This is a genomic window from Kosakonia sp. (assembly GCF_032052965.1).
Classification (GTDB): Bacteria; Pseudomonadota; Gammaproteobacteria; order Enterobacterales; family Enterobacteriaceae; genus Kosakonia.
Window position 1 is genome coordinate 243,827 of sequence record NZ_DAMBVN010000002.1, and the last position, 25,913, is coordinate 269,739.

Consider the following 25,913-nt stretch of genomic DNA (forward strand, 5'->3'; position numbering starts at 1 on the left):
ACTCAGCAATTTATTAATCCCTATATTAAGCCAATACTTCTCTTCGATGAAAGCGAGGAGGTGATATGAAGAGAGCATCCTTACGACGGTTTTATCTGGACTATTTTCGAGCAACGCAGGATGCGTGCTGGCTCGCCCGTCAGAGTGCAGGACAGCGCCTGAAAATTCTGGAAGAACTGATGCAGTGGGAAGTGACACCCCCTGTTTCTTCACACCGCTCCGCAGACGTCATGTGTGACTGAGTATTGAGTGCAAATGCACCCGCCAGCAAAAAACCTTTTTGCTGGCTTTTTTCGTTTATGCTTGCAACGCTTTTTGTTTTCGACAAGGAAATGCCATGCTCTGGTTAATGACGATGGGGCGCCGCCTGAATGGCGTGTACATCGCCTTTATGATCGTCGCCTTTATGATGGGCGTCGCCGGTGCGGTTCAGGCGCCGACGCTGAGTCTGTTTTTAAGCCGTGAAGTGGGCACAGAGCCTTTCTGGATCGGGCTGTTTTATACCGTCAACGCTATTGCAGGGATCCTCGTTAGCCTGTGGCTGGCAAAGCGTTCCGACAGCCGGGGCGATCGCCGCAAACTGATCCTCTTCTGCTGCATGATGGCGGTCGGCAATGCACTGCTGTTTGCTTTTAACCGCCACTATTTGACCTTGATCACCTGCGGGGTATTGCTGGCCTCGCTGGCGAACACGGCGATGCCGCAGTTGTTTGCCCTGGCGCGAGAATATGCCGACAGTTCGGCGCGTGAAGTGGTGATGTTCAGCTCTGTCATGCGTGCGCAGCTCTCGCTGGCCTGGGTCATTGGCCCGCCGCTGGCGTTTATGCTGGCACTGAATTATGGCTTTACCGCCATGTTCACCCTCGCCGCCGGGCTTTTTATTATCAGCCTGGCGTTGATTGCGTTGTGGTTACCTTCCGTGGCGCGAATTGAACAGCCTGCTGACACGGCGGTGACGCAGGTCAGCGGCTGGAGCGATAACAACGTACGCATGTTGTTTATAGCTTCCACGCTGATGTGGACCTGCAACACCATGTACATCATTGATATGCCGTTGTGGATAAGCCTTGAACTTGGCCTGCCCGATAAACTGGCCGGGATCCTGATGGGAACGGCTGCCGGGCTGGAGATCCCGGCGATGATCCTCGCGGGTTATGTGGTCAAACGCGTGGGTAAACGGCCAATGATGGTGATCGCCGTCGCTGCTGGCGTGCTGTTTTATCTCGGGTTGATTTTCTTTCACAGTCAGGCAGCACTGCTTGCTTTACAACTGTTTAACGCAGTGTTTATCGGCATCATCGCCGGGATCGGCATGTTATGGTTTCAGGATCTCATGCCAGGAAGAGCCGGGTCGGCAACGACGTTGTTCACGAACAGTATCTCGACAGGTGTGATTCTGGCCGGGGTGATCCAGGGGGCGCTGGCGCAAAGCTATGGTCATGGCGCGGTTTATATTGGCATTGCGGTAATTTCAGTCGTGGCGCTGGTGCTAACCAGCAGGGTCAAAGACGTATGATCGGCGCGGGGTTACTTTACCCGGCAAGCAACATCATACTGGCCGGGTAAGCGTGGGTGCCAACTGGCAACCCACGTCTCTCCATTAGCCCATAAACGCGGGCTGTTTCTGTTCGTAAGCGGCGATAGCATCTTCGTGCTGCAACGTTAAACCGATACTGTCCAGCCCGTTCAACATGCAGTGGCGCCGGAATGCATCAATGTTGAAGTTGTAGGATTTCCCGCCCGCTTTCACCACCTGGGCTTCCAGATCGACTTCAAATGTGATGCCCGGTTGGCTTTGCACCAGGGTGAACAGGGCGTCTACCTCTTCCTCGTTCAGCGTTACCGGCAGCAACTGGTTGTTAAAACTGTTGCCATAGAAGATGTCTGCGAAGCTTGGCGCAATAACCACTTTGAAGCCGTAATCCGTCAGCGCCCACGGCGCATGTTCACGAGAAGAGCCACAGCCAAAGTTTTCACGCGCCAGTAAAATCGACGCGCCTTTGTATTGCGGGAAGTTCAGCACGAACTCAGGGTTGGGCTGCTGACCTTCGTCATCCAGAAAACGCCAGTCATTGAACAGGTGCGCGCCAAAACCGGTTCGCGTCACTTTCTGCAAAAACTGTTTCGGAATAATGGCGTCGGTATCGACGTTTGCGGCATCCAGCGGAACAACCAGGCCGGTATGTTGGGTAAATTTTTCTGCCATGGTGGTCTCCTTAGTGCTGCAGGCTACGAATATCAGCGAAATGGCCAGTTACCGCCGCAGCGGCCGCCATAGCCGGGCTCACCAGATGCGTGCGTCCGCCGCGGCCCTGGCGGCCTTCAAAGTTACGGTTGCTGGTTGAGGCGCAACGTTCGCCCGGGTTCAGACGATCGTTATTCATCGCCAGACACATTGAACAGCCCGGCAAACGCCATTCGAAACCGGCTTCAATAAAGATCTTATCCAGACCTTCTGCTTCCGCCTGTGCTTTTACCGGGCCGGAGCCGGGGACCACCAGCGCCTGTACGCCTGGCGCAACTTTACGCCCTTTGGCAATTTCTGCTGCTGCACGTAAATCTTCAATCCGTGAGTTGGTGCAGGACCCGATAAAGACCTTATCGATAGCCACTTCGGTCAGTGGGACACCGGGTTTCAGGCCCATATACGCGAGCGCTTTTTCCGCCGAGGCGCGCTCCACCGGATCGGCGAAAGACGCCGGATCGGGGATAGCATCCGTGACGGAAATCACCTGGCCGGGATTCGTGCCCCAGGTTACCTGCGGCGCAATCTCTTCTGCCTGCAGCGTCACCACCGTATCGAAGGCCGCGCCTTCGTCGGTTTGCAGGGTTTTCCAGTAGGCGACAGCGTCGTCAAAATCTTTGCCCTTCGGCGCGTGCAGACGCCCACGCACATAATTAAAGGTGGTTTCGTCAGGCGCAACCAGGCCTGCTTTCGCCCCCATTTCGATTGCCATATTGCACAGAGTCATACGACCTTCCATGCTCAAAGCTCGGATAGCATCGCCGCAGAATTCCACCACATGACCTGTGCCGCCCGCGCTGCCGGTTTTGCCAATGATCGCCAGCACGATATCTTTTGCGGTAATGCCGGGTGCTGCAGTGCCTTTTACTTCGATTTTCATGGTCCTGGCGCGGCCCTGTTTCAGGGTTTGTGTGGCCAGAACATGTTCGACTTCCGATGTGCCGATACCAAAAGCCAGTGCGCCAAATGCGCCGTGCGTTGCGGTATGCGAGTCGCCACAAACGATGGTCATCCCAGGCAGGGTGATCCCCTGTTCCGGCCCCATAACGTGGACGATGCCCTGATACGGGTGGTTCAGATCGTACAGTTCGACGCCAAACTCGTTACAGTTTTTGATCAGCTCCTGCATCTGAATGCGTGCCATCTCGCCGGAGGCGTTGATGTCTTTCGTCTGCGTGGAAACGTTGTGATCCATCGTGGCGAAGGTTTTACCCGGCTGACGGACCGGGCGGCGGTGCGCGCGCAAACCATCAAAGGCCTGTGGCGAAGTGACTTCGTGCACCAGATGCCGGTCGATATATAACAACGGGGTTTCGTTGGGCGCTTCGTAGACGACATGGGCGTCAAACAACTTTTCATACAAGCTCTTAGCCATAATTACACCCCTTCAGCGATATAACGGGCAATGATATCGCCCATCTCATCGGTACTGACTGCAGCCGCGCCACGGGCTAAATCGCCGGTGCGCACGCCTTCTTCTAATGCCCGGTTGATAGCGCCTTCGATGGCATCAGCCGCAGCGCCCGCGTCCAGGCTATAACGCAACAGCAACGCCAGCGACAGGATTTGCGCAATCGGGTTAGCGATATTTTTACCCGCGATATCCGGCGCTGAGCCGCCCGCCGGTTCATACAGGCCAAAACCCTGCTCGTTCAGGCTTGCCGATGGCAGCATGCCCATGGAACCAGTGATCATTGCGCATTCATCCGACAGAATGTCGCCGAACAGGTTAGAGCACAGCAGCACATCGAACTGGGACGGATCTTTAATCAACTGCATGGTGGCGTTGTCAATATACATATGCGCCAGTTGCACATCCGGGTACTCCGTGGCGATTTCGTTAACGATTTCGCGCCACAGCAGAGAAGTCTGCAGAACGTTGGCTTTGTCGATAGAGTGCACTTTCTTACGCCGTTTGCGCGCCGATTCAAATGCGATACGAGCAATACGCTCAATCTCGAAACGGTGATACACCTCTGTATCAAAGGCTTTCTCGTGCTGACCGGTTCCTTCGCGGCCTTTCGGCTGGCCGAAGTAAATACCCCCGGTTAATTCACGTACACACAGGATGTCGAAGCCGTTTGCCGCGATGTCTTCACGCAGCGGGCAAAATGCCTCCAGACCTTGATAAAGTTTAGCCGGGCGCAGATTGCTGAACAGTTTGAAATGCTTGCGCAGTGGCAGCAATGCGCCGCGTTCCGGTTGCTGCGCCGGGGGCAAGTTTTCCCATTTTGGTCCGCCTACGGAGCCAAACAGGATCGCGTCTGCCTGCTCGCAACCTTCCACGGTTGCCTGCGGCAGCGGGTTGCCATGACGATCGATGGCGATACCGCCGACATCATAATGGCTGGTGGTAATGCGCATACCAAAACGGTTGCGCACAGCTTCCAGTACCTTCAGCGCTTGCGCCATCACTTCCGGGCCAATGCCATCACCTGGCAACACAGCAATATGATAATTCTTCGACATCACACGGTTTCCTTGTTGTTCTCTTTGTTCTGAGCTTTGCGTTGCAATTCTTGTTCGACTTCGGCGGCGCGCCAGATGCTATTCAGTACGTGCACCATTGCTTTTGCAGAAGATTCAACGATATCGGTCGCCAGACCTACACCATGGAAACGACGACCATTGTAGTTCACCACGATATCGACCTGGCCCAGTGCATCTTTGCCCTGGCCTTTGGCGCTCAGGCCGTATTTCACCAGTTCAATGTCGTATTCCGTCACACGGTTGATCGCCTGATAAACTGCATCGACCGGGCCGTTACCGTTGGCGGCTTCAGCTTTGATTTCATCCCCGCAGGCCAGTTTTACCGAGGCCGTGGCGATATCATTAGAGCCGGACTGCACGCTGAAATATTCGAGACGGAAATGCTCCGGCTCTTCCTGTTGTTTGTTGATAAACGCCAGCGCTTCCAGGTCGTAGTCGAATACCTGGCCTTTTTTGTCCGCCAGTTTCAGGAACGCGTCGTACAGGTTATCCAGGCTGTAATCCGTTTCTTTGTAACCCATTTCATCCATGCGATGTTTCACCGCTGCGCGACCAGAACGGGAGGTCAGGTTCAGTTGCACCTGGTTCAGGCCGATTGATTCCGGGGTCATGATTTCGTAGTTTTCGCGGTTTTTCAGCACGCCATCCTGATGAATACCGGAGGAGTGGGCGAATGCGCCGCTGCCGACAACGGCTTTGTTAGCCGGGATGGGCATATTGCAAATTTGGCTGACGGTTTGGCTGGTGCGCCAGATTTCGTGGTGATTGATTTGGGTGTGCACATTCATAATGTCTTTGCGCACTTTAATTGCCATGATCACTTCTTCCAGCGAGCAGTTACCGGCGCGTTCGCCGATACCGTTCATGGCGCCCTCAACCTGGCGAGCCCCGGCATGCACAGCGGCAATCGCATTGCCTACCGCCAGGCCTAAATCGTCATGGGTATGGACAGAGATAATCGCTTTATCAATATTTGGCACGCGTTCGTACAGGCCGGAGATGATGTTAGAGAACTCGAACGGCATGGTGTAGCCAACGGTATCCGGAATATTGATGGTCTTAGCGCCAGCGTTAATCGCAGCTTCTACTACCCGTGCCAGATCGGCAATCGGTGTACGACCTGCATCTTCACAAGAAAACTCAACATCATCGGTATAGTTACGCGCACGTTTAACCATATAGATAGCGCGCTCAATCACTTCATCCAGCGTGCTGCGCAATTTGGTAGCGATATGCATCGGTGAAGTGGCGATAAACGTGTGGATACGAAACGCTTCTGCTACTTTCAGCGACTCAGCTGCGACATTGATATCTTTTTCAACGCAGCGAGCGAGGGCGCAAACCCGGCTGTTCTTCACCTGGCGCGCGATAGTCTGCACGGATTCGAAATCGCCCGGGGAAGAAACAGGGAAGCCGACTTCCATGACATCAACACCCATACGTTCCAGTGCCAGGGCGATCTGCAGTTTCTCTTTCACGCTCAGGCTTGCCTGTAAAGCCTGTTCACCATCACGTAACGTGGTATCGAAAATAACGACTTGCTGGCTCATGGTTTAGGTCCTTTTGTTTCTTGGGTCGCCTTGCTACGAGCATAAAAAAACCCGCGCCAAGGCGCGGGTTCTTAGTCTTAAACTGGAAGACGATTCAATTCTGAATGTCGCCCACCGGTCTACCGCGCACGAGAGATGCGTTTAGTAGTAGTAGACCAGCGAAACCGACGTTGCGAATCATGAATCTTGCTCCAGATGAATGCGATATGCTTTTAGTGGTACCGGATGCGTTCTGCAATGTCAACCCTGATGCATGTCAATGCACCGCTTTGAGGGCGAATTGTTTGACATGGCTTTAGATAATTATTCTGCTTGTGGTATGAAATGCACTATTACCGTTCGCTTTGTTTGCTGTCTGCGCTCTTATGCCATATGCGGCTGGCGCGGACTGGCTTGTGCAAAGTCTATTTTTAACATTTTTATTTAATTAATCTTTTTTTTAGCTTTTCAAATAAATTAAGAGCAAGGAAAGTCAATAAAGTATGTTATTTTTCTGTGAAAATAAGATGATTTCCTTTTTAATTGCCTGATATATTTATAAAGTCAACTGAAAAAATAGTTAAGGTCATAATATTACCTCACAAATTACCGCTATTTTTTTGTTTCTTAAGCATTAGGTATGGGCTTTATATATTCCTAATTTGCCGTAGCATACTTCTATTAATGCAATATGCATGATAAATCATCTTCCTGAATATTATTATGAAATTGAAGGGAGTATATGATGTCGACAGCATGTGATTTTCCGGGGAAGAGCGTTGATAATCATAGGATTGTTAGTAGTGGGAAACCGCAATTACGCTCTGTGGATCTTAATCTGCTTACCGTATTTGATGCGGTAATGCAGGAGCAAAACATTACCCGGGCGGCCCATTCGCTGGGTATGTCTCAACCGGCGGTCAGTAATGCTGTCGCCCGCCTTAAGCTAATGTTTAATGACGAACTTTTTGTGCGATATGGCCGTGGTATTCAACCTACAACACGCGCCTGTCAGCTTTTTGGATCGATCCGTCAGGCGCTGCAACTGGTGCAAAACGAACTACCCGGCGCGGGATTTGAGCCTGTTACCAGCGATCGCGTTTTTAATCTTTGCGTTTGTAGCCCACTTGATAATTTTTTAACCTCTATTATTTACAATAACGTAGAGAAAATTGCGCCAAATATTCACTTAGGCTTTAAATCCGCGCTTAATCATAATACAGAACATCAGTTGCGTTATCAGGAAGTTGAATTTGTGATCGGCTATGATGAATTCCGCCGCCCTGAGTTTGTCTGTGTGCCTCTTTTTAAAGACGATATGGTATTGGTTGCCAGTACAAATCATCCTCGTCTTGATGCTCTCGTCACAGAAGAGGATATTTTTAAAGAGCAGCATGCTGTCGTTTCCCTGGAGCGCTATGCTTCTTTCAGCCAGCCCTGGTATGACACGCCAGAAAAACAAAACCGTATTGCCTACCAGGGAATGGCGTTAACCAGTGCCTTGAATGTGGTTTCGCAAACGCATCTTGTGGCCATTGCTCCCCGCTGGCTGGCGGAAGAGTTCGCGGAAAGTCTGGGGTTATACATGTTACCGCTGCCGTTGCACCTGAATAGCCGAACCTGTTATCTCTCATGGCATGAGGCGGCGGGGCGCGATAAAGGGCACCAGTGGATGGAAGAACTGCTCGTTTCGATATGCAGTCGATAACCCCGTAACAGGATAAATCGGGATCCCTCTCCCGGTTTATTCTGTATTCAGTTTCGTTGGTAGTATTTTGTCCTGATTTGTCATCCTTAAAACGCTGGTGGTTGCAGTAAAAATGCATGAATTACTGCGCTGTCCCTTATCAGGACGATGATTGGTCATTGTCTTTACTTATCACAGATGTTTTCACCAATTCTTGCGAACTGACGTTGCTATTTCTCTTTTCAGGCCATCTGCCATCACCGGTTTGCTAATTGCCTGCCAGATTTTGAGCGGTTATGGTAACTGCCATTCATAATCAGAATGCAGGGTTTTCCTGTTCTGAACAGAGCGACAGCGCGGAAATGATTTTCGCCGTCAGTCGACAAAACAAAGCCTGGAGGCAAACCATGGAGATGTTGTCTGGAGCCGAGATGGTCGTCCGATCGCTTATCGATCAAGGCGTCAAGAAAGTGTTCGGTTATCCCGGAGGCGCGGTCCTCGATATCTACGATGCCCTGCATACGGTTGGGGGGATAGAACATGTACTGGTACGCCACGAACAGGCCGCAGTGCATATGGCGGACGGTCTGGCACGGGCAACGGGAGAAGTGGGCGTTGTGTTGGTTACATCCGGGCCGGGGGCAACAAATGCCATTACGGGGATTGCCACAGCGTACATGGATTCGGTCCCGCTTGTCGTACTGTCCGGGCAGGTGGCGACTTCTCTGATTGGCTACGATGCTTTTCAGGAGTGCGACATGGTGGGGATCTCCCGCCCGGTGGTAAAACACAGCTTCCTGGTTAAACAGACCGAAGATATTCCAGGCGTATTAAAGAAAGCGTTCTGGCTGGCAGCCAGCGGGCGCCCGGGGCCTGTGGTGGTTGATCTGCCAAAAGACATTATGAATCCAGCGAATAAGTTGCCGTATGTTTGGCCGGAATCGGTCAGTATGCGCTCGTATAATCCGACAACGCAGGGGCACAAAGGGCAAATAAAGCGTGCGCTTCAAACGCTTAGCGCAGCCAAAAAGCCTGTTATCTATGTCGGTGGTGGGGCCATTAATTCCGCATGTGAAAGCCAGCTCCGTCAGTTGGCGGAAAAACTCAATGTGCCGGTGGTGTCGTCTCTCATGGGATTAGGCGCATTTCCAGCGTCTCACCGTCAATCTCTGGGTATGCTTGGCATGCATGGCACTTATGAAGCCAACATGGCAATGCACCATTCCGATGTCATTTTTGCGGTCGGCGTGCGCTTTGACGATCGTACGACCAATAACCTGGCGAAATATTGCCCCGACGCCACGGTTCTTCATATCGACATCGATCCCACCTCAATTTCTAAAACCGTACAGGCGGACGTGCCTATTGTCGGTGATGCGCGTTTAGTGCTGGAGCAAATGCTGGAACTGTTGGCTCAGGAAGAGTACCCGCAATCGCTGGATGATGTTCGTGACTGGTGGTTGCGCCTTGAGCAGTGGCGGGCGCGTCAGTGTCTGAAATATGACACGCAAAGCGACAGCATCAAGCCGCAGGCAGTCATCGAAGCGGTTTGGCGCCTGACCAACGGCGAGGCGTATGTGACCTCCGATGTGGGGCAACACCAGATGTTTGCCGCGCTTTATTACCGCTTCGATAAGCCACGCCGCTGGATCAATTCCGGGGGCCTGGGCACGATGGGGTTTGGTTTGCCTGCCGCGCTAGGTGTGAAGATGGCGTTTCCGGATGAGACTGTTATTTGCGTAACGGGCGATGGCAGCATCCAGATGAATATTCAGGAACTCTCTACTGCGCTGCAGTATGAGCTGCCGGTGCTGGTGCTTAATCTGAACAACCGCTATTTAGGCATGGTGAAACAGTGGCAGGACATGATTTATTCCGGTCGCCATTCACAATCCTATATGCAGTCTCTGCCTGATTTTGCCCGGCTGGCGGAAGCCTACGGTCATGTGGGGATCAATATTACGCGCCCGGATGAACTGGAAGAGAAGCTGGCACACGCGCTGGAGCAGGTGAAAAATAATCGCCTGGTGTTTGTTGATGTTACCGTTGATGGTAGTGAACACGTTTATCCGATGCAGATCCGCGGCGGCGGAATGGATGAGATGTGGTTAAGCAAAACGGAGAGGACCTGATTATGCGCCGGATACTGTCTGTCTTACTGGAAAACGAGTCGGGCGCGTTATCGCGCGTGATCGGTCTTTTCTCACAACGCGGCTACAACATTGAAAGCCTGACGGTTGCACCGACCGACGATCCGACACTGTCGCGTATGACCATTCAAACGGTCGGCGATCAGAAAGTACTTGAGCAAATCGAAAAGCAACTGCACAAGCTGGTCGATGTACTGCGGGTTAATGAACTGGGGCAGGGCGCTTACGTTGAGCGTGAGATCATGCTGGTGAAGATCCAGGCCAGCGGATACGGGCGTGAAGAGGTCAAACGAAACGCGGAAATTTTCCGTGGTCAGATTATTGATGTCACGCCTTCTATTTATACGGTTCAGCTTGCCGGCACCAGCGATAAGCTGGATGCCTTTCTGGCGACCATTCGCGATGTGGCGAAAATTGTTGAAGTCGCTCGCTCAGGTGTTGTTGGCTTGTCGCGCGGCGATAAAATCATGCGTTAATCGTTATTGCTGTCTGCATTTAAAGTCCCGACATAGCTGTGTCGGGCTTTTTTTTGCGAAATCAGACGGAACCAGATACGAAAGCGGTTGCCGCAGTGCCTATTCTGCGCTTAGATGTTATGGAAATTATCCTATATCCCTAAAAAGGTTATGGAGTACATCATTTTGAGGGGCAATTGTGAAACTGGATGAAATCGCCCGGTTAGCCGGCGTCTCACGTACCACGGCAAGCTACGTCATTAATGGTAAGGCGAAGCAATATCGTGTCAGCGACAAAACCGTTGAGAAAGTCATGGCTGTCGTTCGTGAGCATAACTACCACCCGAATGCGGTAGCGGCTGGGCTGCGAGCAGGACGTACTCGCTCTATTGGGCTGGTTATCCCCGACCTTGAAAATACAAGCTATACACGCATTGCCAACTATCTCGAACGGCAAGCGCGTCAGCGCGGCTACCAGTTGCTTATTGCCTGTTCAGAAGATCAACCTGATAACGAAATGCGCTGTATCGAGCATCTCCTGCAGCGCCAGGTGGATGCAATTATCGTTTCGACGTCTCTTCCGCCTGAGCATCCGTTTTACCAGCGCTGGGCGAATGATTCTTTCCCGATTGTCGCGCTGGATCGCGCACTGGATCGCGAACATTTCACCAGCGTTGTTGGTGCCGATCAGGATGATTCAGAGATGCTGGCGCAGGAGCTGCGTAAATTCCCGGCGGAACGCGTGCTTTATATGGGGGCGCTTCCGGAGTTGTCGGTCAGCTTCTTGCGAGAGCAAGGCTTCCGCACTGCCTGGAAAGATGACCCGCGCGAGGTGCAATTCCTCTATGCGAACAGTTACGAGCGGGAAGCTGCCGCGCAATTGTTTGATAAATGGCTGGAAACCAACTCAATGCCACAGGCGTTGTTTATCACCTCTTTTGCGTTATTGCAGGGTGTGCTGGACGTTACGCTACGCCGGGACGGTAAACTGCCGTCCGATTTAGCGATTGCAACCTTCGGCGATCACGAACTGCTCGATTTTTTGCAATGCCCGGTGCTTGCTGTGGCGCAGCGTCACCGCGACGTCGCTGAACGGGTGCTGGAGATCGTGCTTGCAAGCCTCGATGAGCCGCGTAAACCCAAAGCCGGTTTGAGCCGTATCCGCAGGAATCTTTACCGCCGCGGGATATTGAGCCGCGTTTAACTGTTAAGATTAAAGGCAGCGCAAGCTGCCTTTTTAGTTCTCTCTGATGTTTTTAATCCATTTATTGCCTTTCACCTTCCTAAGATAAATCCTTATTTTTTCTTAGGTCACTTTTTATTTATTCTGGGCGTTTCTTTAAAAACAATTTTTAAAGGTTATTGAGAAGTAACTGAACATGACTTCTGTATTAAATTGTTACATCTAAAAAGCACCGTAATTGCTGAATTAACAACCGCTTTCCCTTAAGGCGAGTAAACACAGTGCACATGCCGCCATGCAAAGTGCTAACGGACGCAACTGGCACTGTTCAGTGGGCTAAATATGGCTTAAAATGCCGCCCGCGTCGCAAACTGACACTTTATATTTCGCGCGCAGAAATTGAATGGTTGTAAACGCCGGTGCGCATATTCTATTTATTTTCTTGCAAATATTCATGACGTTAATTTGCCTCGTAAGCTGAGCAGTAATTCACCAACGCAGATATTCATTGCGAATAAGGGATCTTTTGCTCTGGTTAGCCTTTTCGCTAGCTTGACAAGCTTTTCCTCCGCTCCGTAAACTCCCTTGGTGGGGATTTGTGGGATAAAGTGGTGAAAAAGGTCACCTGGGGGTGAATCGGACATGTTCCGTGGCGCGACGTTAGTCAATCTCGACAGCAAAGGGCGGTTATCCGTCCCTACCCGGTATCGGGATTTGCTACAAGAGAATGCCTCCGGTCAAATGGTATGCACCATTGACATCCGTCACTCATGCCTGCTGCTTTACCCCCTGCCCGAATGGGAAATTATCGAGCAAAAATTGTCGCGTCTGTCGAGCATGAACCCGCTTGAGCGACGCGTGCAACGTTTATTGCTAGGTCATGCCAGCGAGTGCCAGATGGATAGCGCCGGGCGTCTATTGATCGCGCCTGTTTTACGGCAACACGCCGGGCTGACCAAAGAAGTGATGCTGGTCGGGCAGTTCAATAAATTTGAGCTGTGGGACGAAACGACCTGGTATCAACAGGTCAGGGAAGATATCGACGCTGAGCAATCAGGTTCTGAAGCGCTTTCGGATCGATTGCAGGATTTGTCTCTGTAAATATGATGGAAAATTTTAAACACACGACGGTGCTGCTGGATGAGGCCGTTAATGGCCTGAACATTCGTCCGAATGGCATTTACATCGATGGCACTTTTGGTCGCGGTGGTCACTCACGCCTGATCCTCTCCCAACTGGGAGCGGAAGGACGCTTGCTGGCGATCGATCGCGATCCGCAGGCAATTGCCGTAGCACAGACCATTGATGATCCCCGCTTCTCCATCATTCATGGGCCCTTTTCTGCGCTTGCTGATTATGTCAGCGAGCGCGAACTTAATGGCAAGATCGACGGAATTCTTCTCGATCTTGGTGTCTCTTCGCCGCAACTTGACGATCCTGAACGCGGTTTCTCTTTCATGCGCGATGGCCCGCTGGACATGCGTATGGATCCGACACGCGGTCAGTCTGCCGCCGAATGGCTGCAAACCGCAGAAGAAGCCGATATTGCCTGGGTGTTGAAAACCTTTGGCGAAGAGCGTTTCGCAAAACGTATCGCTCGCGCGATTGTAGAGCGTAATCGTGTTGAGCCAATGACCCGCACGAAAGAGTTGGCAGAAGTTGTCGCGGCAGCTACGCCGGTGAAAGACAAATTCAAACATCCTGCGACCCGTACCTTCCAGGCGGTGCGCATTTGGGTGAACAGTGAACTGGAAGAGATCGAGCTGGCGCTAAAAAACTCGCTCGGTGTGCTTGCCCCTGGTGGGCGGCTCTCGATTATCAGCTTCCACTCGCTGGAAGATCGGATTGTTAAACGCTTTATGCGGGAACAAAGCCGTGGCCCTCAGGTTCCTGCCGGGCTACCGATGACCGAAGAGCAGCTCAGTAAACTGGGTGGTCGCCAACTGCGAGCTTTAGGAAAGTTGATGCCGGGCGAAGAAGAAGTGGCTGAAAACCCACGTGCCCGTAGTTCAGTTCTGCGTATCGCAGAGAGGACGAACGCATGATCAGCAGAGTGACAGAGACCCTGAGCAAAGTGAAGGGATCGTTAGGAAGCAACGAGCGCCATGCTTTGCCTGGCGTGATCGGCGACGATCTTTTGCGATTTGGGAAACTGCCACTCTGTCTGTTCATTTGCATCATCATGACGGCGGTAACGGTGGTCACTACCGCACACCACACTCGCTTACTCACCGCGCAGCGTGAACAAATGGTGCTTGAGCGTGATGCGCTGGATATCGAATGGCGCAACCTGATCCTGGAAGAGAACGCGCTCGGCGATCACAGCCGTGTTGAACGGATCGCGACGGATAAACTGCAAATGCAGCATGTCGATCCCTCTCAGGAAAATATTGTCGTGCAGAAATAAAGATGAATAAGGAATCACGCAACGCATGAAAGCAGCGGCGAAGACGCTTAAACCGAAACGCCAGGAAGAACAGGCCAACTTTATAAGTTGGCGTTTTGCGTTGCTTTGCGGTTGCATTTTACTTGCGCTCGGGTTCCTGCTCGGGCGCGTTGCGTATTTGCAGATCGTCAATCCGGAGATGTTGGTGCGTGAAGGAGACATGCGTTCTCTGCGCGTACAAGAAGTCGCGACATCGCGGGGGATGATCACAGATCGGTCGGGCCGCCCGCTGGCGGTCAGTGTACCGGTAAAAGCTATTTGGGCGGATCCGAAAGAGTTACACGATGCGGGCGGCGTTACGCTGGATAACCGCTGGAAAGCGCTTTCCGATGCGTTGAATATGCCGCTCGACCAGCTTGCGGCACGTATTAACGCAAACCCGAAAATGCGCTTTATCTACCTTGCGCGTCAGGTTAACCCGGATCTGGGCGACTACATTAAAAAACTCAAGTTGCCAGGTATTCACCTGCGGGAAGAGTCACGTCGCTACTATCCTTCCGGGGAAGTGACCGCTCACCTCATTGGTTTCACCAATGTCGATGGCCAGGGCATTGAAGGGGTTGAAAAAAGCTTTGATAAATGGCTTACCGGTCAACCCGGCGAGCGCATTGTGCGTAAAGATCGCTATGGTCGGGTCATTGAAGATATCTCCTCTACTGACAGCCAGGCTGCGCATAACCTGGCGCTGAGCATTGATGAACGTCTGCAGGCGCTGGTCTACCGTGAGCTGAACAATGCTGTGGCGTTTAACAAAGCCGAATCCGGTAGTGCGGTACTGGTGGATGTAAATACTGGCGAAGTGTTGGCGATGGCTAACAGCCCCTCCTACAACCCGAACAACTTTACCGGTACGGCGCAGGACGCGATGCGCAACCGCGCTATTACCGATGTTTTCGAACCGGGTTCTACAGTTAAACCGATGGTAGTGATGACCGCCCTGCAACGTGGTGTCGTGAATCCGAATACCGTATTAAACACCGTACCTTACCGTATTAACGGCCACGAAATTAAGGACGTGGCGCGATACAGCGAATTGACCCTTACCGGTGTGCTACAGAAGTCGAGTAACGTCGGCGTTTCCAAGCTGGCGTTAGCGATGCCCTCCTCAGCGTTAGTAGATACTTACTCACGTTTTGGACTGGGAAAAACGACCAATTTGGGGATGGTCGGGGAACGCAGTGGCTTATTTCCTCAAAAACAACGGTGGTCTGACATAGAGAGGGCCACCTTCTCTTTCGGCTACGGGCTAATGGTAACGCCGTTACAGTTAGCGCGAGTCTATGCAACCATTGGCAGCTATGGCATTTATCGCCCGCTGTCGATAACCAAAGTTGATCCGCCCGTGCCTGGCGAACGCGTTTTTGCGGAGCCGATTGTCCGTACTGTGGTGCATATGATGGAGAGCGTCGCGCTGCCTGGCGGCGGCGGCGTAAAAGCAGCCATCAAAGGCTATCGCATTGCGATTAAAACCGGTACAGCGAAAAAAGTCGGGCCTGACGGTCGTTATATCAACAAATACATTGCTTACACCGCTGGCGTCGCGCCTGCCAGCCGCCCGCGCTTTGCGCTGGTGGTGGTTATCAACGATCCGCAAGCGGGTAAATACTACGGTGGCGCTGTGTCCGCGCCGGTCTTCGGTGCCATCATGGGCGGCGTTCTGCGTACCATGAACATTGAGCCGGATGCGCTGACCACAGGCGAGAAAAGTGAGTTTGTAATTAATCAAGGCGAGGGAACAGGTGGCAGATCGTAATTTGCGCGACCTTCTCGCTCCGTGGGTGCCTGGCGCGCCGGAGCGAACACTGCGGGAAATGATACTCGATAGCCGTGTGGCTGCATCGGGCGATCTCTTTGTGGCGGTGGTCGGTCATCAGGCGGACGGGCGTCGATATATCCCGCAGGCGATTGCGCAAGGTGTTGCTGCCATTATTGCTGAAGCGAAAGACGAAGCAAATGACGGTGAAATTCGTGAAATGCATGGTGTTCCGGTCATTTATCTCAGCCAGTTAACTGAGCGCCTCTCCGCGCTGGCAGGCCGTTTTTATAACGAACCTTCTGAGCAACTGCGCCTGATTGGCGTTACCGGCACCAACGGTAAAACCACCACCACCCAATTGCTGGCGCAGTGGAGCCAGTTGCTGGGCGAAACCAGTGCGGTGATGGGCACGGTAGGAAACGGGTTGCTGGGCAAAGTCACCCCAACGGAAAATACCACTGGCTCGGCGGTGGATGTGCAGCATGTGATTGCCGGACTGGCAGAACAGGGCGCGACCTTCACAGCAATGGAAGTTTCCTCCCATGGTCTGGTGCAGCATCGTGTTGCGGCGTTGAAGTTTGCTGCTTCGGTATTCACCAATCTCAGCCGCGATCATCTGGATTATCACGGTGACATGGCCAACTACGAAGCGGCGAAGTGGCTACTGTTCTCCGCGCATCACTACGGCCAGGCAATTATTAACGCCGATGATGAGGTGGGGCGCCGTTGGCTGGCGAAGTTGCCGGATGCGGTTGCGGTATCAATGGAAGACCATATCAATCCTGATTGCCATGGTCGCTGGTTGAAAACCATCGCTGTCGATTACCACGACAGTGGCGCGACTATCCGTTTTAGCTCCAGTTGGGGTGAAGGCGAAATTGAAAGTCGCCTGATGGGGGCATTTAACGTCAGCAACCTGTTACTGGCGTTGGCGACGCTGCTGGCGCTGGGCTACCCGTTGCAGGAGCTGCTTAAGACGGCATCACGTCTGCAACCTGTATGCGGCCGTATGGAAGTGTTCAGCGCGCCGGGTAAACCCACGGTGGTGGTGGATTATGCTCATACACCAGATGCACTGGAAAAAGCCTTGCAGGCCGCACGCCTGCACTGCACAGGCAAATTGTGGTGCGTTTTTGGCTGCGGTGGCGATCGCGACAAAGGCAAACGCCCGCTGATGGGGGCAATTGCTGAACAGTTTTCGGATATGCCCGTTGTGACGGATGACAACCCGCGAACAGAAGAGCCGCGCGCCATCATTAATGACATTCTGGCCGGAATGCTGGACGCTGGCCGGGCGCACGTGGTGGAAGGCCGCGCGGAAGCCGTAACCAACGCCATTATGCAGGCGAAAGAGAACGATGTGGTTCTGCTGGCTGGTAAAGGCCATGAAGATTATCAGATAGTCGGCACCCGCCGTCTGGATTATTCAGACCGCGTAACGGCGGCACGTTTGCTGGGAGTCGTGGCATGATTAGCGTAACGCTCAGCCAACTCACCGGCATTCTGCCGGGAGAATTACACGGTCATGACATCGCTATCGATGCGGTGACCAGTGATACCCGAAAACTGACGCCGGGCTGCTTGTTTGTGGCCCTGAAAGGCGAACGCTTTGATGCGCATGATTTTGCTGACAAAGCGAAAGCAGGCGGCGCAGGCGCGCTGCTGGTCAACCGCAAGCTGGATATCGATCTGCCGCAACTGGTCGTGAAAGATACCCGCCAGGCGTTTGGTCAACTGGCCGCATGGGTCCGCCAGCAGGTTCCCGCACGTGTCGTTGCCCTGACGGGGTCATCTGGCAAAACCTCGGTGAAAGAGATGACGGCAGCCATTCTCAGCGAATGCGGCAACACCCTCTATACCGCAGGCAATCTGAATAATGATATCGGCGTGCCGATGACCCTGCTGCGTCTGACCAGAGAGCATCAATACGCCGTAATTGAACTGGGCGCTAACCACCAGGGCGAAATTGCCTGGACGGTTGGGTTGACTTGCCCGGAAGCCGCGCTGGTAAATAACCTGGCAGCAGCACACCTGGAAGGTTTTGGTTCACTGGCGGGTGTGGCGAAAGCAAAAGGTGAGATCTACACCGGCCTGCCCGAGAACGGCATTGCCATTCTGAACGCCGACAATAACGACTGGCTGAACTGGCAGAGCATTATTGGCGATCGCAAAGTGTGGCGCTTCTCGCCGAACGCAGCAAACAGCGATTTTACGGCTATCAATATTCACGTCACCTCTCATGGCACCGATTTCACGCTGCAAACGCCGGCGGGCAACATTGATGTCACTCTGCCATTACCAGGACGGCACAACATTGCCAATGCGCTGGCGGCAACGGCGTTGGCAATGGCGGTGGATGCCAGTCTTGATGCAGTGAAAAAAGGGTTGGCGAATCTGAAAGCCGTACCCGGCCGCCTGTTCCCGGTGAGGCTGGCTGAAAACCAGCTACTTCTGGATGACACCTATAACGCCAATGTCGGTTCAATGACGGCTGCGGCTCATGTTCTGGCAGAAATGCCGGGCTACCGGGTGATGGTGGTTGGCGATATGGCAGAACTCGGCGATGAAAGCGAAGCCTGTCATATTCAGGTTGGCGAAGCGGCAAAAGCCGTGGGGATCGACAAGGTACTGAGTGTTGGCGCACTGAGTAAGGCATTAAGCGACGCTAGCGGCGTCGGCGAGCATTTTAACGATAAAGCGGCAGTGGCGGCGCGCTTAAAAGCGCTGATTGCTGAACAGCAAATTATTACCATTTTAGTGAAAGGTTCACGTAGTTCCGCCATGGAAGAGGTGGTACGCGAATTACAGGAGAACGGGACATGTTAGTGTGGCTGGCCGAACATTTGGTCAAATATTATTCGGGCTTTAACGTCTTTTCCTATTTGACGTTTCGCGCCATTGTCAGCCTGCTGACCGCACTCTTCATCTCGTTGTGGATGGGGCCGCGTATGATTGCTCGCCTGCAAAAGCTCTCTTTCGGGCAGGTCGTGCGTAACGATGGCCCGGAATCACACTTCAGTAAACGCGGTACGCCCACGATGGGCGGCATCATGATCCTGACAGCGATCGTTGTGTCTGTGCTGCTTTGGGCTTACCCGTCCAACCCGTACGTCTGGTGCGTGCTGGTGGTGCTGGTGGGTTACGGTGCCATTGGCTTTGTTGATGACTATCGCAAAGTGGTACGCAAAGATACCAAGGGGCTTATCGCGCGCTGGAAGTATTTCTGGATGTCGGTGATTGCCCTGGGCGTTGCCTTTGCGCTGTACCTCGCAGGTAAAGATACCCCGGCCACCGAACTGGTGGTGCCTTTCTTTAAAGATGTGATGCCGCAACTGGGCTTGCTCTACATCGCGCTGGCGTATTTTGTCATTGTCGGCACGGGCAATGCGGTGAACCTGACGGATGGTCTTGATGGCCTGGCGATTATGCCGACCGTATTTGTGGCGGGCGGTTTTGCGCTGGTCGCCTGGGCGACCGGGAACATGAATTTTGCGAATTACCTGCATATTCCTTATCTCCGCCACGCGGGGGAGCTGGTGATCGTGTGCACGGCGATTGTCGGCGCGGGGCTCGGCTTCTTATGGTTCAACACCTATCCGGCTCAGGTCTTTATGGGGGATGTTGGCTCGCTGGCCTTGGGCGGCGCACTGGGTATTATCGCCGTGCTGCTGCGTCAGGAGTTCCTGCTGGTGATCATGGGCGGGGTCTTCGTGGTGGAAACACTGTCGGTGATTTTGCAGGTTGGGTCGTTCAAGCTGCGCGGTCAGCGCATTTTCCGTATGGCGCCGATCCACCACCACTATGAACTGAAAGGCTGGCCGGAGCCGCGCGTGATCGTGCGTTTCTGGATTATTTCGCTGATGCTGGTGCTGATTGGCCTGGCAACGCTGAAGGTACGTTAATCATGGCAGATTACCAGGGTAAAAAAGTCGTCATTATCGGTTTAGGCCTGACGGGCCTTTCCTGCGTGGACTTTTTCCTCGCGCGCGGTGTGATGCCACGTGTTATGGACACGCGCATTTCACCGCCGGGGCTGGATAAGCTGCCGGAAGAGGTGGAACGCCATCTTGGTACTCTTAACGATGACTGGCTTCTGGCGGCGGATCTGATTGTCGCAAGCCCGGGCATCGCCCTGGCGCATCCTTCTTTGAGCGCGGCGGCGGACGCGGGCGTCGAAATTGTTGGCGATATTGAACTGTTCTGCCGTGAAGCGCAGGCACCCATTATTGCGATCACCGGTTCGAACGGCAAAAGCACCGTCACCAAACTGGTAGGCGAGATGGCCGAAGCGGGCGGGGTAAACGTTGGCGTGGGCGGTAATATTGGTCTGCCTGCATTAATGCTACTCGACGAAGCCCGCGAACTGTATGTATTGGAACTGTCCAGCTTCCAACTGGAAACCACTTCCAGTCTGCAGGCCGTGGCGGCAACCATTCTGAACGTCACTGAAGATCATATGGATCGTTATCCGTTTGGTCTGCAGCAGTACCGCGCCGCGAAACTGCGTATCTACGAAAACGCGAAAGTGTGCGTGGTCAATGCTGATGATGCGCTCACGATGCCGGTTCGCGGGGCGGATGAACGTTGCGTCAGTTTTGGCGTCGATGTCGGCGACTATCACCTTAACCGCCAGCAGGGCGAGATCTGGCTGCGGGTGAAAGGTGAAAAGGTATTGAATGTTAAAGAGATGAAACTGACCGGCCAGCATAACTACACCAACGCCCTGGCGGCGCTGGCGCTGGCGGATGCCGCGGGTTTACCGCGCGCAAGCAGTCTGAAAGCACTGACAACCTTCACCGGGCTGGCGCATCGCTTCCAGCTGGCGCTGGATCATAACGGCGTGCGTTGGATCAACGACTCCAAAGCGACCAATGTCGGGAGTACAGAAGCGGCGCTGAACGGTCTGCACGTTGACGGGACGTTACACCTGCTCCTGGGGGGCGACGGGAAGTCTGCGGATTTCTCTCCCTTGAAACGTTATCTCGGTGGCGAGCGCGTGCGTCTGTACTGCTTTGGCCGTGATGGGGCGGAACTGGCGGCACTGCGTCCGGAAATTGCCGAACAATTCGAGACCATGGACCAGGCCATGCACCAGATTGCCACGCGCATACAGTCGGGTGATATGGTATTGCTCTCTCCCGCCTGCGCAAGCCTCGATCAGTTTAAAAACTTTGAACAGCGGGGTGATGTCTTTACCCGCCTGGCGCAGGAGTTAGGTTGATGCGTTTAACTCTCCCTCGCCCGAAAATGCCGCACTTGCCAGGATTTGGTGTCCTGGCGTGGCTGTTTGCGGCATTAAAAGGCTGGGTGATGGGCTCCAGAGAGAAAGATACCAACAGCCTGGTCATGTATGACCGCACATTACTGTGGTTGACACTGGGCCTGGCTGCGATTGGCTTCATTATGGTGACCTCGGCGTCAATGCCGGTCGGTCAACGTCTGACGAACGATCCCTTTTTCTTTGCCAAGCGCCATGCGTTGTACCTGTTCCTGGCGTTTTGCTCGGCGATGATCACGCTGCGTATGCCTATGGAATTCTGGCAAAAATACAGCTCCGTCATGTTGATCACCGCGATCATCATGCTGTTAGTGGTACTGGTTGTCGGTAGTTCGATCAATGGGGCATCACGTTGGATCGACCTTGGAGTGATGCGTTTCCAGCCGGCGGAATTTACCAAGCTGTCGCTGTTTTGCTACCTGGCTAACTACCTGGTGCGCAAGGTTGATGAGGTACGCAATAACTTGCGCGGCTTCCTCAAACCGATGGGGGTGATCCTGGTGCTGGCGGTGCTGCTGCTGGCGCAGCCGGACCTTGGTACGGTGGTGGTGCTGTTTATTACCACGCTGGCCATGCTGTTCCTGGCGGGGGCGAAACTGTGGCAATTCATCGCCATTATCGGCACCGGTATTGCAGCCGTGGTGCTGTTAATCCTGGCTGAGCCCTACCGTATTCGCCGTGTAACGTCCTTCTGGAACCCATGGGAAGATCCTTTTGGTAGCGGTTACCAGCTTACCCAGTCGTTAATGGCATTTGGCCGCGGCGAGTTGTGGGGGCAAGGGCTGGGTAACTCGATACAGAAACTGGAGTATCTGCCGGAAGCACACACCGACTTTATCTTCTCCATTATCGGGGAAGAACTCGGTTATATCGGTGTGGTATTAGCACTTTTAATGGTATTCTTCGTCGCTTTCCGCGCCATGTCCATTGGGCGTAAAGCGCTGGAAATCGACCAACGTTTTTCCGGTTTCCTCGCCTGTTCAATTGGCATCTGGTTTAGCTTCCAGGCACTGGTAAACGTAGGTGCAGCTGCGGGCATGCTGCCAACCAAAGGGCTGACGCTGCCATTGATCAGTTACGGCGGCTCCAGCTTATTAATTATGTCGATGGCGATTACGCTGTTGCTACGAATAGATTATGAAACGCGTCTGGAAAAAGCCCAGGCGTTTACACGGGGTTTGCGATGAGTGGTCAACCAAAGCGGTTAATGGTGATGGCAGGCGGTACCGGCGGACATGTATTCCCCGGACTGGCCGTTGCGCACCATTTGATGGATCAGGGCTGGCAAGTGCGCTGGCTCGGAACCGCCGATCGCATGGAAGCCGACCTGGTGCCGAAACACGGTATTGAGATCGATTTTATTCGCATCTCTGGCCTGCGTGGCAAGGGGATCAAGGCGCAACTGTTGGCACCGGTGCGCATTTTTAACGCCTGGCGCCAGGCGCGAGCGATTATGCAGCGCTTTAAACCGGATGTGGTGCTGGGAATGGGCGGTTATGTTTCTGGCCCTGGCGGCCTTGCGGCGTGGTCGCTTGGCATTCCGGTGGTTTTGCATGAGCAAAATGGTATCGCCGGCTTGACCAATAAATGGCTGGCAAAAATTGCCACTACTGTGATGCAGGCTTTTCCCGGCGCATTCCCGAAAGCGGAAGTAGTGGGCAACCCGGTGCGGGTGGATGTGCTGGCGCTGCCTTTGCCACAACAACGCTTACCCGGTCGCGATGGCCCGGTGCGCGTGCTGGTTGTTGGCGGCTCACAAGGGGCACGTGTACTAAACCAGACCATGCCGCAGGTGGCGGCCAAACTGGGCGCGTCGGTAACCATCTGGCATCAGAGCGGTAAAGGCGCGCAGCAGGAAGTGGAACAGGCTTACGCGGCTAGTGGTGAGACTCACCATAAAGTTACTGAGTTTATTGACGATATGGCACAAGCCTATGCGTGGGCGGATGTGGTTGTTTGCCGCTCCGGCGCGTTGACGGTCAGTGAAATCGCTGCCGCGGGTTTACCGGCGTTGTTCGTGCCTTTCCAGCATAAAGATCGGCAGCAGTACTGGAATGCGCTGCCGTTGGAAAAGGCGGGCGCAGCAAAGATCCTGGAGCAGCCACAGTTTACTGCTGACGCAGTGGCAACGGTGCTGGCGGGCTGGGATCGTGGAGCATTACTGGATATGGCGGAACGCGCGCGCGCGGCGGCCATTCCCGATGCCACCGAACGGGTGGCGCATGAAGTGAGCCTGGCAGCTCAGGCATAAATACTGGCGACGCCTGTTGCGTCGCGCGAAATTGAAGTACTCGATGGCGTTTAGAGAATGAATACACAAGAACTGGCGAAACTGCGTTCAATCGTGCCCGAGATGCGTCGCGTCCGGCACATTCACTTCGTTGGCATTGGCGGTGCCGGCATGGGCGGTATTGCCGAAGTCCTGGCCAACGAAGGCTACCAGATCAGCGGTTCCGATCTGGCGCCGAACCCGGTTACGCAGCAATTGACGTCGCTTGGCGCCACGATTTATTTCAACCATCGCCCGGAAAATGTAAGCGATGCCAGTGTTGTCGTGGTCTCCAGCGCGATCTCTGCCGATAATCCGGAGATTGTCGCGGCGCATGAGGCGCGTATCCCGGTGATCCGCCGTGCAGAAATGCTGGCCGAGTTGATGCGTTTTCGTCACGGTATCGCCATTGCCGGTACGCACGGTAAAACCACCACCACTGCGATGGTGGCAAGTATTTACGCCGAAGCCGGGCTGGATCCGACCTTCGTCAATGGCGGGCTGGTTAAAGCCGCCGGCGTGCATGCGCGCCTCGGACATAGCCGCTATTTGATTGCCGAAGCCGATGAGAGCGATGCCTCTTTCCTGCATTTGCAACCGATGGTGGCCATTGTTACCAATATCGAAGCTGACCATATGGATACCTACCAGGGCGACTTCGAAAATTTAAAAACGACGTTCATCAACTTCTTGCATAACCTGCCGTTCTATGGCCGTGCGGTAATGTGCGTTGATGACCCGGTGATCCGCGAGTTACTGCCGCGTGTCGGCCGCCAGACGACAACCTACGGCTTTAGCGATGATGCCGATGTGCGGGTAGAAAACTACCGCCAGATTGGGCCTCAGGGTCACTTTACGCTGGTGCGCCAGGATAAACCGGAACTGCGCGTCACGCTGAATGCGCCAGGACGCCATAACGCCCTGAATGCCGCCGCCGCAGTAGCGGTTGCCACGGAAGAAGGCATTGAAGATGAGGCTATCCTGCGTGCGCTGGAGAGCTTCCAGGGAACCGGCCGTCGTTTCGATTTCCTGGGCGAGTATCCGTTGGAAGCGGTGAACGGCAAAGCAGGTACTGCGATGCTGGTTGATGATTACGGTCACCACCCGACAGAAGTGGATGCCACCATTAAAGCGGCGCGCGCAGGCTGGCCGGATAAAAATCTGGTCATGGTGTTTCAGCCGCACCGTTACACCCGTACTCGCGATCTGTACGACGATTTTGCCAATGTACTGACACAAGTTGATGCCTTACTGATGCTGGAAGTTTACCCGGCTGGTGAAACGGCGATTCCGGGTGCGGACAGCCGTTCGTTGTGCCGCACTATCCGCAGTCGCGGCAAAATTGACCCGATTCTGGCGTCAGATCCAACGCAGGTTGCGGCGATGCTGGCACCCGTGCTGACCGGTAATGATCTGATCCTGATCCAGGGGGCAGGCAACATCGGTAAGATCGCGCGCAGCCTGGCGGAGTGTAAATTGAAGCCACAGACCGCGGAGGAGACCAATGGCTGAGAAAGTCGCGGTTCTGTTTGGCGGAACGTCTGCTGAACGCGAGGTTTCGCTCGACTCCGGCGCTGCTGTGATAAGCGGCTTGCGTGAGGGCGGGGTGGATGCGCATGGCATTGATCCGCGCGACGTAGATGTTACGCGCCTCAAAGAGATGGGCTTTAGCAAGGCGTTTATTGCTTTGCATGGTCGCGGCGGCGAAGACGGGACATTGCAAGGGTTACTGGAACTGACCGGTGTCGCCTATACCGGCAGTGGCGTAATGGCATCAGCCATCTCAATGGATAAGCTGCGTAGCAAGTTACTGTGGCAGGGCGCAGGCTTACCGGTTGCGCCTTCTGTTGGCGTGACGCGTAGCGAGTTCGAATTAGGCCTGAAAAATGATGTTATTCAGCGCATTGATGATCTGGGGTTACCCGTTATTGTCAAGCCCAGCCGTGAAGGCTCCAGCGTTGGAATGTCGAAGGTCGACAAAAATGATGATCTGCAGGCTGCATTAGCGCTTGCCTTTCAACATGATGATGAAGTTCTGATCGAAAAATGGCTGAGTGGGCCTGAATTTACCGTGGCGCTGCTCGGAAATGAAATTTTACCGTCGATCCGTATTCAACCGGCGGGAATCTTCTATGATTATGAAGCAAAGTATCTCTCTGATGAGACGCAATATTTCTGCCCTTCTGGTCTGGAAGCTGAACGTGAAGCCGCATTACAGTCTCTGGTGCTGAAAGCATGGCATGTTCTTGGCTGTCGTGGTTGGGGCCGAATTGATGCGATGCTGGACAGCGATGGTCAGTTTTATTTGTTGGAAGCGAACACGTCTCCTGGCATGACGAGTCACAGCCTGGTGCCGATGGCGGCCCGTCAGGCGGGGTTGAGCTTCTCGCAACTTGTTGTACGCATTCTGGAACTGGCGGAGTGA

Annotated in this window: 23 protein-coding genes; 18 read left to right on the plus strand and 5 right to left on the minus strand. The window is 53.7% G+C overall.

Annotation, left to right across the window (positions count from 1 at the left end; translation table 11 throughout):
- Window positions 1-65: 65 nt before the first annotated feature.
- Window positions 66-242 carry a glucose uptake inhibitor SgrT gene (sgrT, locus tag RTX30_RS04490; protein WP_312687239.1) on the plus strand — a complete coding sequence of 59 codons (177 nt, stop codon included), beginning with the start codon at window positions 66-68 and terminating at the stop codon, window positions 240-242.
- 95 nt (window positions 243-337) lie between these two features.
- Entirely contained in the window at window positions 338-1,516 is a 1,179-nt protein-coding gene (locus tag RTX30_RS04495; RefSeq protein ID WP_312687241.1) for a sugar efflux transporter, read from the plus strand.
- Window positions 1,517-1,600: 84 nt separating this feature from the next.
- On the opposite strand, the gene leuD is transcribed toward RTX30_RS04495, so the two are convergent.
- The 5 genes from leuD to leuL all read right to left on the minus strand — a co-directional run bounded on the left by leuD (window position 1,601) and on the right by leuL (window position 6,466).
- A complete protein-coding gene (gene leuD / locus RTX30_RS04500) occupies window positions 1,601-2,206 on the minus strand; it encodes a 3-isopropylmalate dehydratase small subunit (protein ID WP_312687242.1) in 606 nt (201 codons plus the stop codon).
- A 10-nt stretch (window positions 2,207-2,216) separates the two neighbouring features.
- Window positions 2,217-3,620: a 3-isopropylmalate dehydratase large subunit gene (gene leuC, locus RTX30_RS04505; RefSeq protein WP_312687244.1), complete on the minus strand. Its 1,404-nt coding sequence runs from the start codon at window positions 3,618-3,620 to the stop codon at window positions 2,217-2,219.
- A 2-nt stretch (window positions 3,621-3,622) separates the two neighbouring features.
- Window positions 3,623-4,714 (minus strand): 3-isopropylmalate dehydrogenase, encoded by a 1,092-nt coding sequence (gene leuB, locus RTX30_RS04510; RefSeq protein WP_312687246.1) that lies wholly within the window; start codon window positions 4,712-4,714, stop codon window positions 3,623-3,625.
- Window positions 4,714-6,285 (minus strand): 2-isopropylmalate synthase, encoded by a 1,572-nt coding sequence (gene leuA / locus RTX30_RS04515; protein ID WP_312687248.1) that lies wholly within the window; start codon window positions 6,283-6,285, stop codon window positions 4,714-4,716. Before leuA ends, leuB begins: the two co-directional genes overlap by 1 nt.
- A 94-nt stretch (window positions 6,286-6,379) precedes the next feature.
- The gene (gene leuL, locus RTX30_RS22360) at window positions 6,380-6,466 is read right to left on the minus strand and encodes a leu operon leader peptide (protein WP_409429800.1); all 87 of its coding nucleotides are present in this window, start codon (window positions 6,464-6,466) and stop codon (window positions 6,380-6,382) included.
- Window positions 6,467-7,009: 543 nt separating this feature from the next.
- Here leuL and leuO point away from each other — a divergent pair.
- From leuO to RTX30_RS04595, 16 genes are all read left to right on the plus strand, one after another.
- On the plus strand, window positions 7,010-7,972 hold the full coding sequence (gene leuO / locus RTX30_RS04520) for a transcriptional regulator LeuO (RefSeq protein ID WP_312687471.1): 963 nt from the start codon (window positions 7,010-7,012) through the stop codon (window positions 7,970-7,972).
- A 386-nt stretch (window positions 7,973-8,358) separates the two neighbouring features.
- Window positions 8,359-10,083, plus strand: coding sequence for an acetolactate synthase 3 large subunit (gene ilvI, locus RTX30_RS04525; RefSeq protein WP_312687250.1), 1,725 nt, complete (start codon window positions 8,359-8,361; stop codon window positions 10,081-10,083).
- A 2-nt stretch (window positions 10,084-10,085) separates the two neighbouring features.
- Window positions 10,086-10,577, plus strand: coding sequence for an acetolactate synthase small subunit (gene ilvN, locus RTX30_RS04530; protein ID WP_007373137.1), 492 nt, complete (start codon window positions 10,086-10,088; stop codon window positions 10,575-10,577).
- Window positions 10,578-10,755: 178 nt separating this feature from the next.
- Complete coding sequence (gene cra / locus RTX30_RS04535; protein ID WP_312687253.1) at window positions 10,756-11,760, plus strand: catabolite repressor/activator; 1,005 nt, start codon at window positions 10,756-10,758, stop codon at window positions 11,758-11,760.
- A gap of 621 nt (window positions 11,761-12,381) precedes the next feature.
- The gene (gene mraZ / locus RTX30_RS04540) at window positions 12,382-12,840 is read left to right on the plus strand and encodes a division/cell wall cluster transcriptional repressor MraZ (RefSeq protein ID WP_312687255.1); all 459 of its coding nucleotides are present in this window, start codon (window positions 12,382-12,384) and stop codon (window positions 12,838-12,840) included.
- A 2-nt stretch (window positions 12,841-12,842) separates the two neighbouring features.
- Window positions 12,843-13,784 (plus strand): 16S rRNA (cytosine(1402)-N(4))-methyltransferase RsmH, encoded by a 942-nt coding sequence (gene rsmH / locus RTX30_RS04545; RefSeq protein ID WP_312687257.1) that lies wholly within the window; start codon window positions 12,843-12,845, stop codon window positions 13,782-13,784.
- Window positions 13,781-14,146 (plus strand): cell division protein FtsL, encoded by a 366-nt coding sequence (ftsL, locus tag RTX30_RS04550; protein WP_312687260.1) that lies wholly within the window; start codon window positions 13,781-13,783, stop codon window positions 14,144-14,146. Before rsmH ends, ftsL begins: the two co-directional genes overlap by 4 nt.
- 25 nt (window positions 14,147-14,171) lie before the next feature.
- Window positions 14,172-15,938: a peptidoglycan glycosyltransferase FtsI gene (locus RTX30_RS04555; RefSeq protein WP_312687262.1), complete on the plus strand. Its 1,767-nt coding sequence runs from the start codon at window positions 14,172-14,174 to the stop codon at window positions 15,936-15,938.
- On the plus strand, window positions 15,925-17,412 hold the full coding sequence (gene murE, locus RTX30_RS04560) for a UDP-N-acetylmuramoyl-L-alanyl-D-glutamate--2,6-diaminopimelate ligase (RefSeq protein WP_312687266.1): 1,488 nt from the start codon (window positions 15,925-15,927) through the stop codon (window positions 17,410-17,412). The genes RTX30_RS04555 and murE overlap by 14 nt, the downstream gene beginning before the upstream one ends.
- Window positions 17,409-18,767, plus strand: coding sequence for a UDP-N-acetylmuramoyl-tripeptide--D-alanyl-D-alanine ligase (gene murF / locus RTX30_RS04565; protein WP_312687268.1), 1,359 nt, complete (start codon window positions 17,409-17,411; stop codon window positions 18,765-18,767). The genes murE and murF overlap by 4 nt, the downstream gene beginning before the upstream one ends.
- Entirely contained in the window at window positions 18,761-19,843 is a 1,083-nt protein-coding gene (gene mraY / locus RTX30_RS04570; RefSeq protein WP_312687270.1) for a phospho-N-acetylmuramoyl-pentapeptide-transferase, read from the plus strand. Before murF ends, mraY begins: the two co-directional genes overlap by 7 nt.
- Before the next feature lie 2 nt (window positions 19,844-19,845).
- Window positions 19,846-21,162, plus strand: a complete 1,317-nt coding sequence (murD, locus tag RTX30_RS04575) for a UDP-N-acetylmuramoyl-L-alanine--D-glutamate ligase (protein WP_312687272.1) — start codon at window positions 19,846-19,848, stop codon at window positions 21,160-21,162.
- Window positions 21,162-22,406 carry a cell division protein FtsW gene (gene ftsW / locus RTX30_RS04580; protein ID WP_312687274.1) on the plus strand — a complete coding sequence of 415 codons (1,245 nt, stop codon included), beginning with the start codon at window positions 21,162-21,164 and terminating at the stop codon, window positions 22,404-22,406. The genes murD and ftsW overlap by 1 nt, the downstream gene beginning before the upstream one ends.
- Window positions 22,403-23,470: an undecaprenyldiphospho-muramoylpentapeptide beta-N-acetylglucosaminyltransferase gene (gene murG, locus RTX30_RS04585; RefSeq protein WP_312687275.1), complete on the plus strand. Its 1,068-nt coding sequence runs from the start codon at window positions 22,403-22,405 to the stop codon at window positions 23,468-23,470. Before ftsW ends, murG begins: the two co-directional genes overlap by 4 nt.
- A gap of 57 nt (window positions 23,471-23,527) precedes the next feature.
- Window positions 23,528-25,000, plus strand: coding sequence for a UDP-N-acetylmuramate--L-alanine ligase (gene murC / locus RTX30_RS04590; RefSeq protein WP_312687277.1), 1,473 nt, complete (start codon window positions 23,528-23,530; stop codon window positions 24,998-25,000).
- Complete coding sequence (locus RTX30_RS04595; protein WP_312687279.1) at window positions 24,993-25,913, plus strand: D-alanine--D-alanine ligase; 921 nt, start codon at window positions 24,993-24,995, stop codon at window positions 25,911-25,913. Before murC ends, RTX30_RS04595 begins: the two co-directional genes overlap by 8 nt.

Excerpts from the sequence above, each read along its gene's own strand:
- RTX30_RS04495 (WP_312687241.1), top strand. The coding sequence starts at position 338 with ATGCTCTGGTTAATGACGATGGGGCGCCGCCTGAATGGCGTGTACATC.
- mraZ (WP_312687255.1), top strand. The coding sequence starts at position 12,382 with ATGTTCCGTGGCGCGACGTTAGTCAATCTCGACAGCAAAGGGCGGTTA.
- leuO (WP_312687471.1), top strand. The coding sequence starts at position 7,010 with ATGTCGACAGCATGTGATTTTCCGGGGAAGAGCGTTGATAATCATAGG.
- leuA (WP_312687248.1), bottom strand. The coding sequence starts at position 6,285 with ATGAGCCAGCAAGTCGTTATTTTCGATACCACGTTACGTGATGGTGAA.
- RTX30_RS04555 (WP_312687262.1), top strand. The coding sequence starts at position 14,172 with ATGAAAGCAGCGGCGAAGACGCTTAAACCGAAACGCCAGGAAGAACAG.
- leuL (WP_409429800.1), bottom strand. The coding sequence starts at position 6,466 with ATGATTCGCAACGTCGGTTTCGCTGGTCTACTACTACTAAACGCATCT.
- murG (WP_312687275.1), top strand. The coding sequence starts at position 22,403 with ATGAGTGGTCAACCAAAGCGGTTAATGGTGATGGCAGGCGGTACCGGC.
- rsmH (WP_312687257.1), top strand. The coding sequence starts at position 12,843 with ATGATGGAAAATTTTAAACACACGACGGTGCTGCTGGATGAGGCCGTT.
- RTX30_RS04595 (WP_312687279.1), top strand. The coding sequence starts at position 24,993 with ATGGCTGAGAAAGTCGCGGTTCTGTTTGGCGGAACGTCTGCTGAACGC.
- ilvI (WP_312687250.1), top strand. The coding sequence starts at position 8,359 with ATGGAGATGTTGTCTGGAGCCGAGATGGTCGTCCGATCGCTTATCGAT.
- leuD (WP_312687242.1), bottom strand. The coding sequence starts at position 2,206 with ATGGCAGAAAAATTTACCCAACATACCGGCCTGGTTGTTCCGCTGGAT.
- murF (WP_312687268.1), top strand. The coding sequence starts at position 17,409 with ATGATTAGCGTAACGCTCAGCCAACTCACCGGCATTCTGCCGGGAGAA.
- mraY (WP_312687270.1), top strand. The coding sequence starts at position 18,761 with ATGTTAGTGTGGCTGGCCGAACATTTGGTCAAATATTATTCGGGCTTT.
- ftsL (WP_312687260.1), top strand. The coding sequence starts at position 13,781 with ATGATCAGCAGAGTGACAGAGACCCTGAGCAAAGTGAAGGGATCGTTA.
- leuB (WP_312687246.1), bottom strand. The coding sequence starts at position 4,714 with ATGTCGAAGAATTATCATATTGCTGTGTTGCCAGGTGATGGCATTGGC.
- ftsW (WP_312687274.1), top strand. The coding sequence starts at position 21,162 with ATGCGTTTAACTCTCCCTCGCCCGAAAATGCCGCACTTGCCAGGATTT.
- ilvN (WP_007373137.1), top strand. The coding sequence starts at position 10,086 with ATGCGCCGGATACTGTCTGTCTTACTGGAAAACGAGTCGGGCGCGTTA.
- leuC (WP_312687244.1), bottom strand. The coding sequence starts at position 3,620 with ATGGCTAAGAGCTTGTATGAAAAGTTGTTTGACGCCCATGTCGTCTAC.
- sgrT (WP_312687239.1), top strand. The coding sequence starts at position 66 with ATGAAGAGAGCATCCTTACGACGGTTTTATCTGGACTATTTTCGAGCA.
- murD (WP_312687272.1), top strand. The coding sequence starts at position 19,846 with ATGGCAGATTACCAGGGTAAAAAAGTCGTCATTATCGGTTTAGGCCTG.
- murC (WP_312687277.1), top strand. The coding sequence starts at position 23,528 with ATGAATACACAAGAACTGGCGAAACTGCGTTCAATCGTGCCCGAGATG.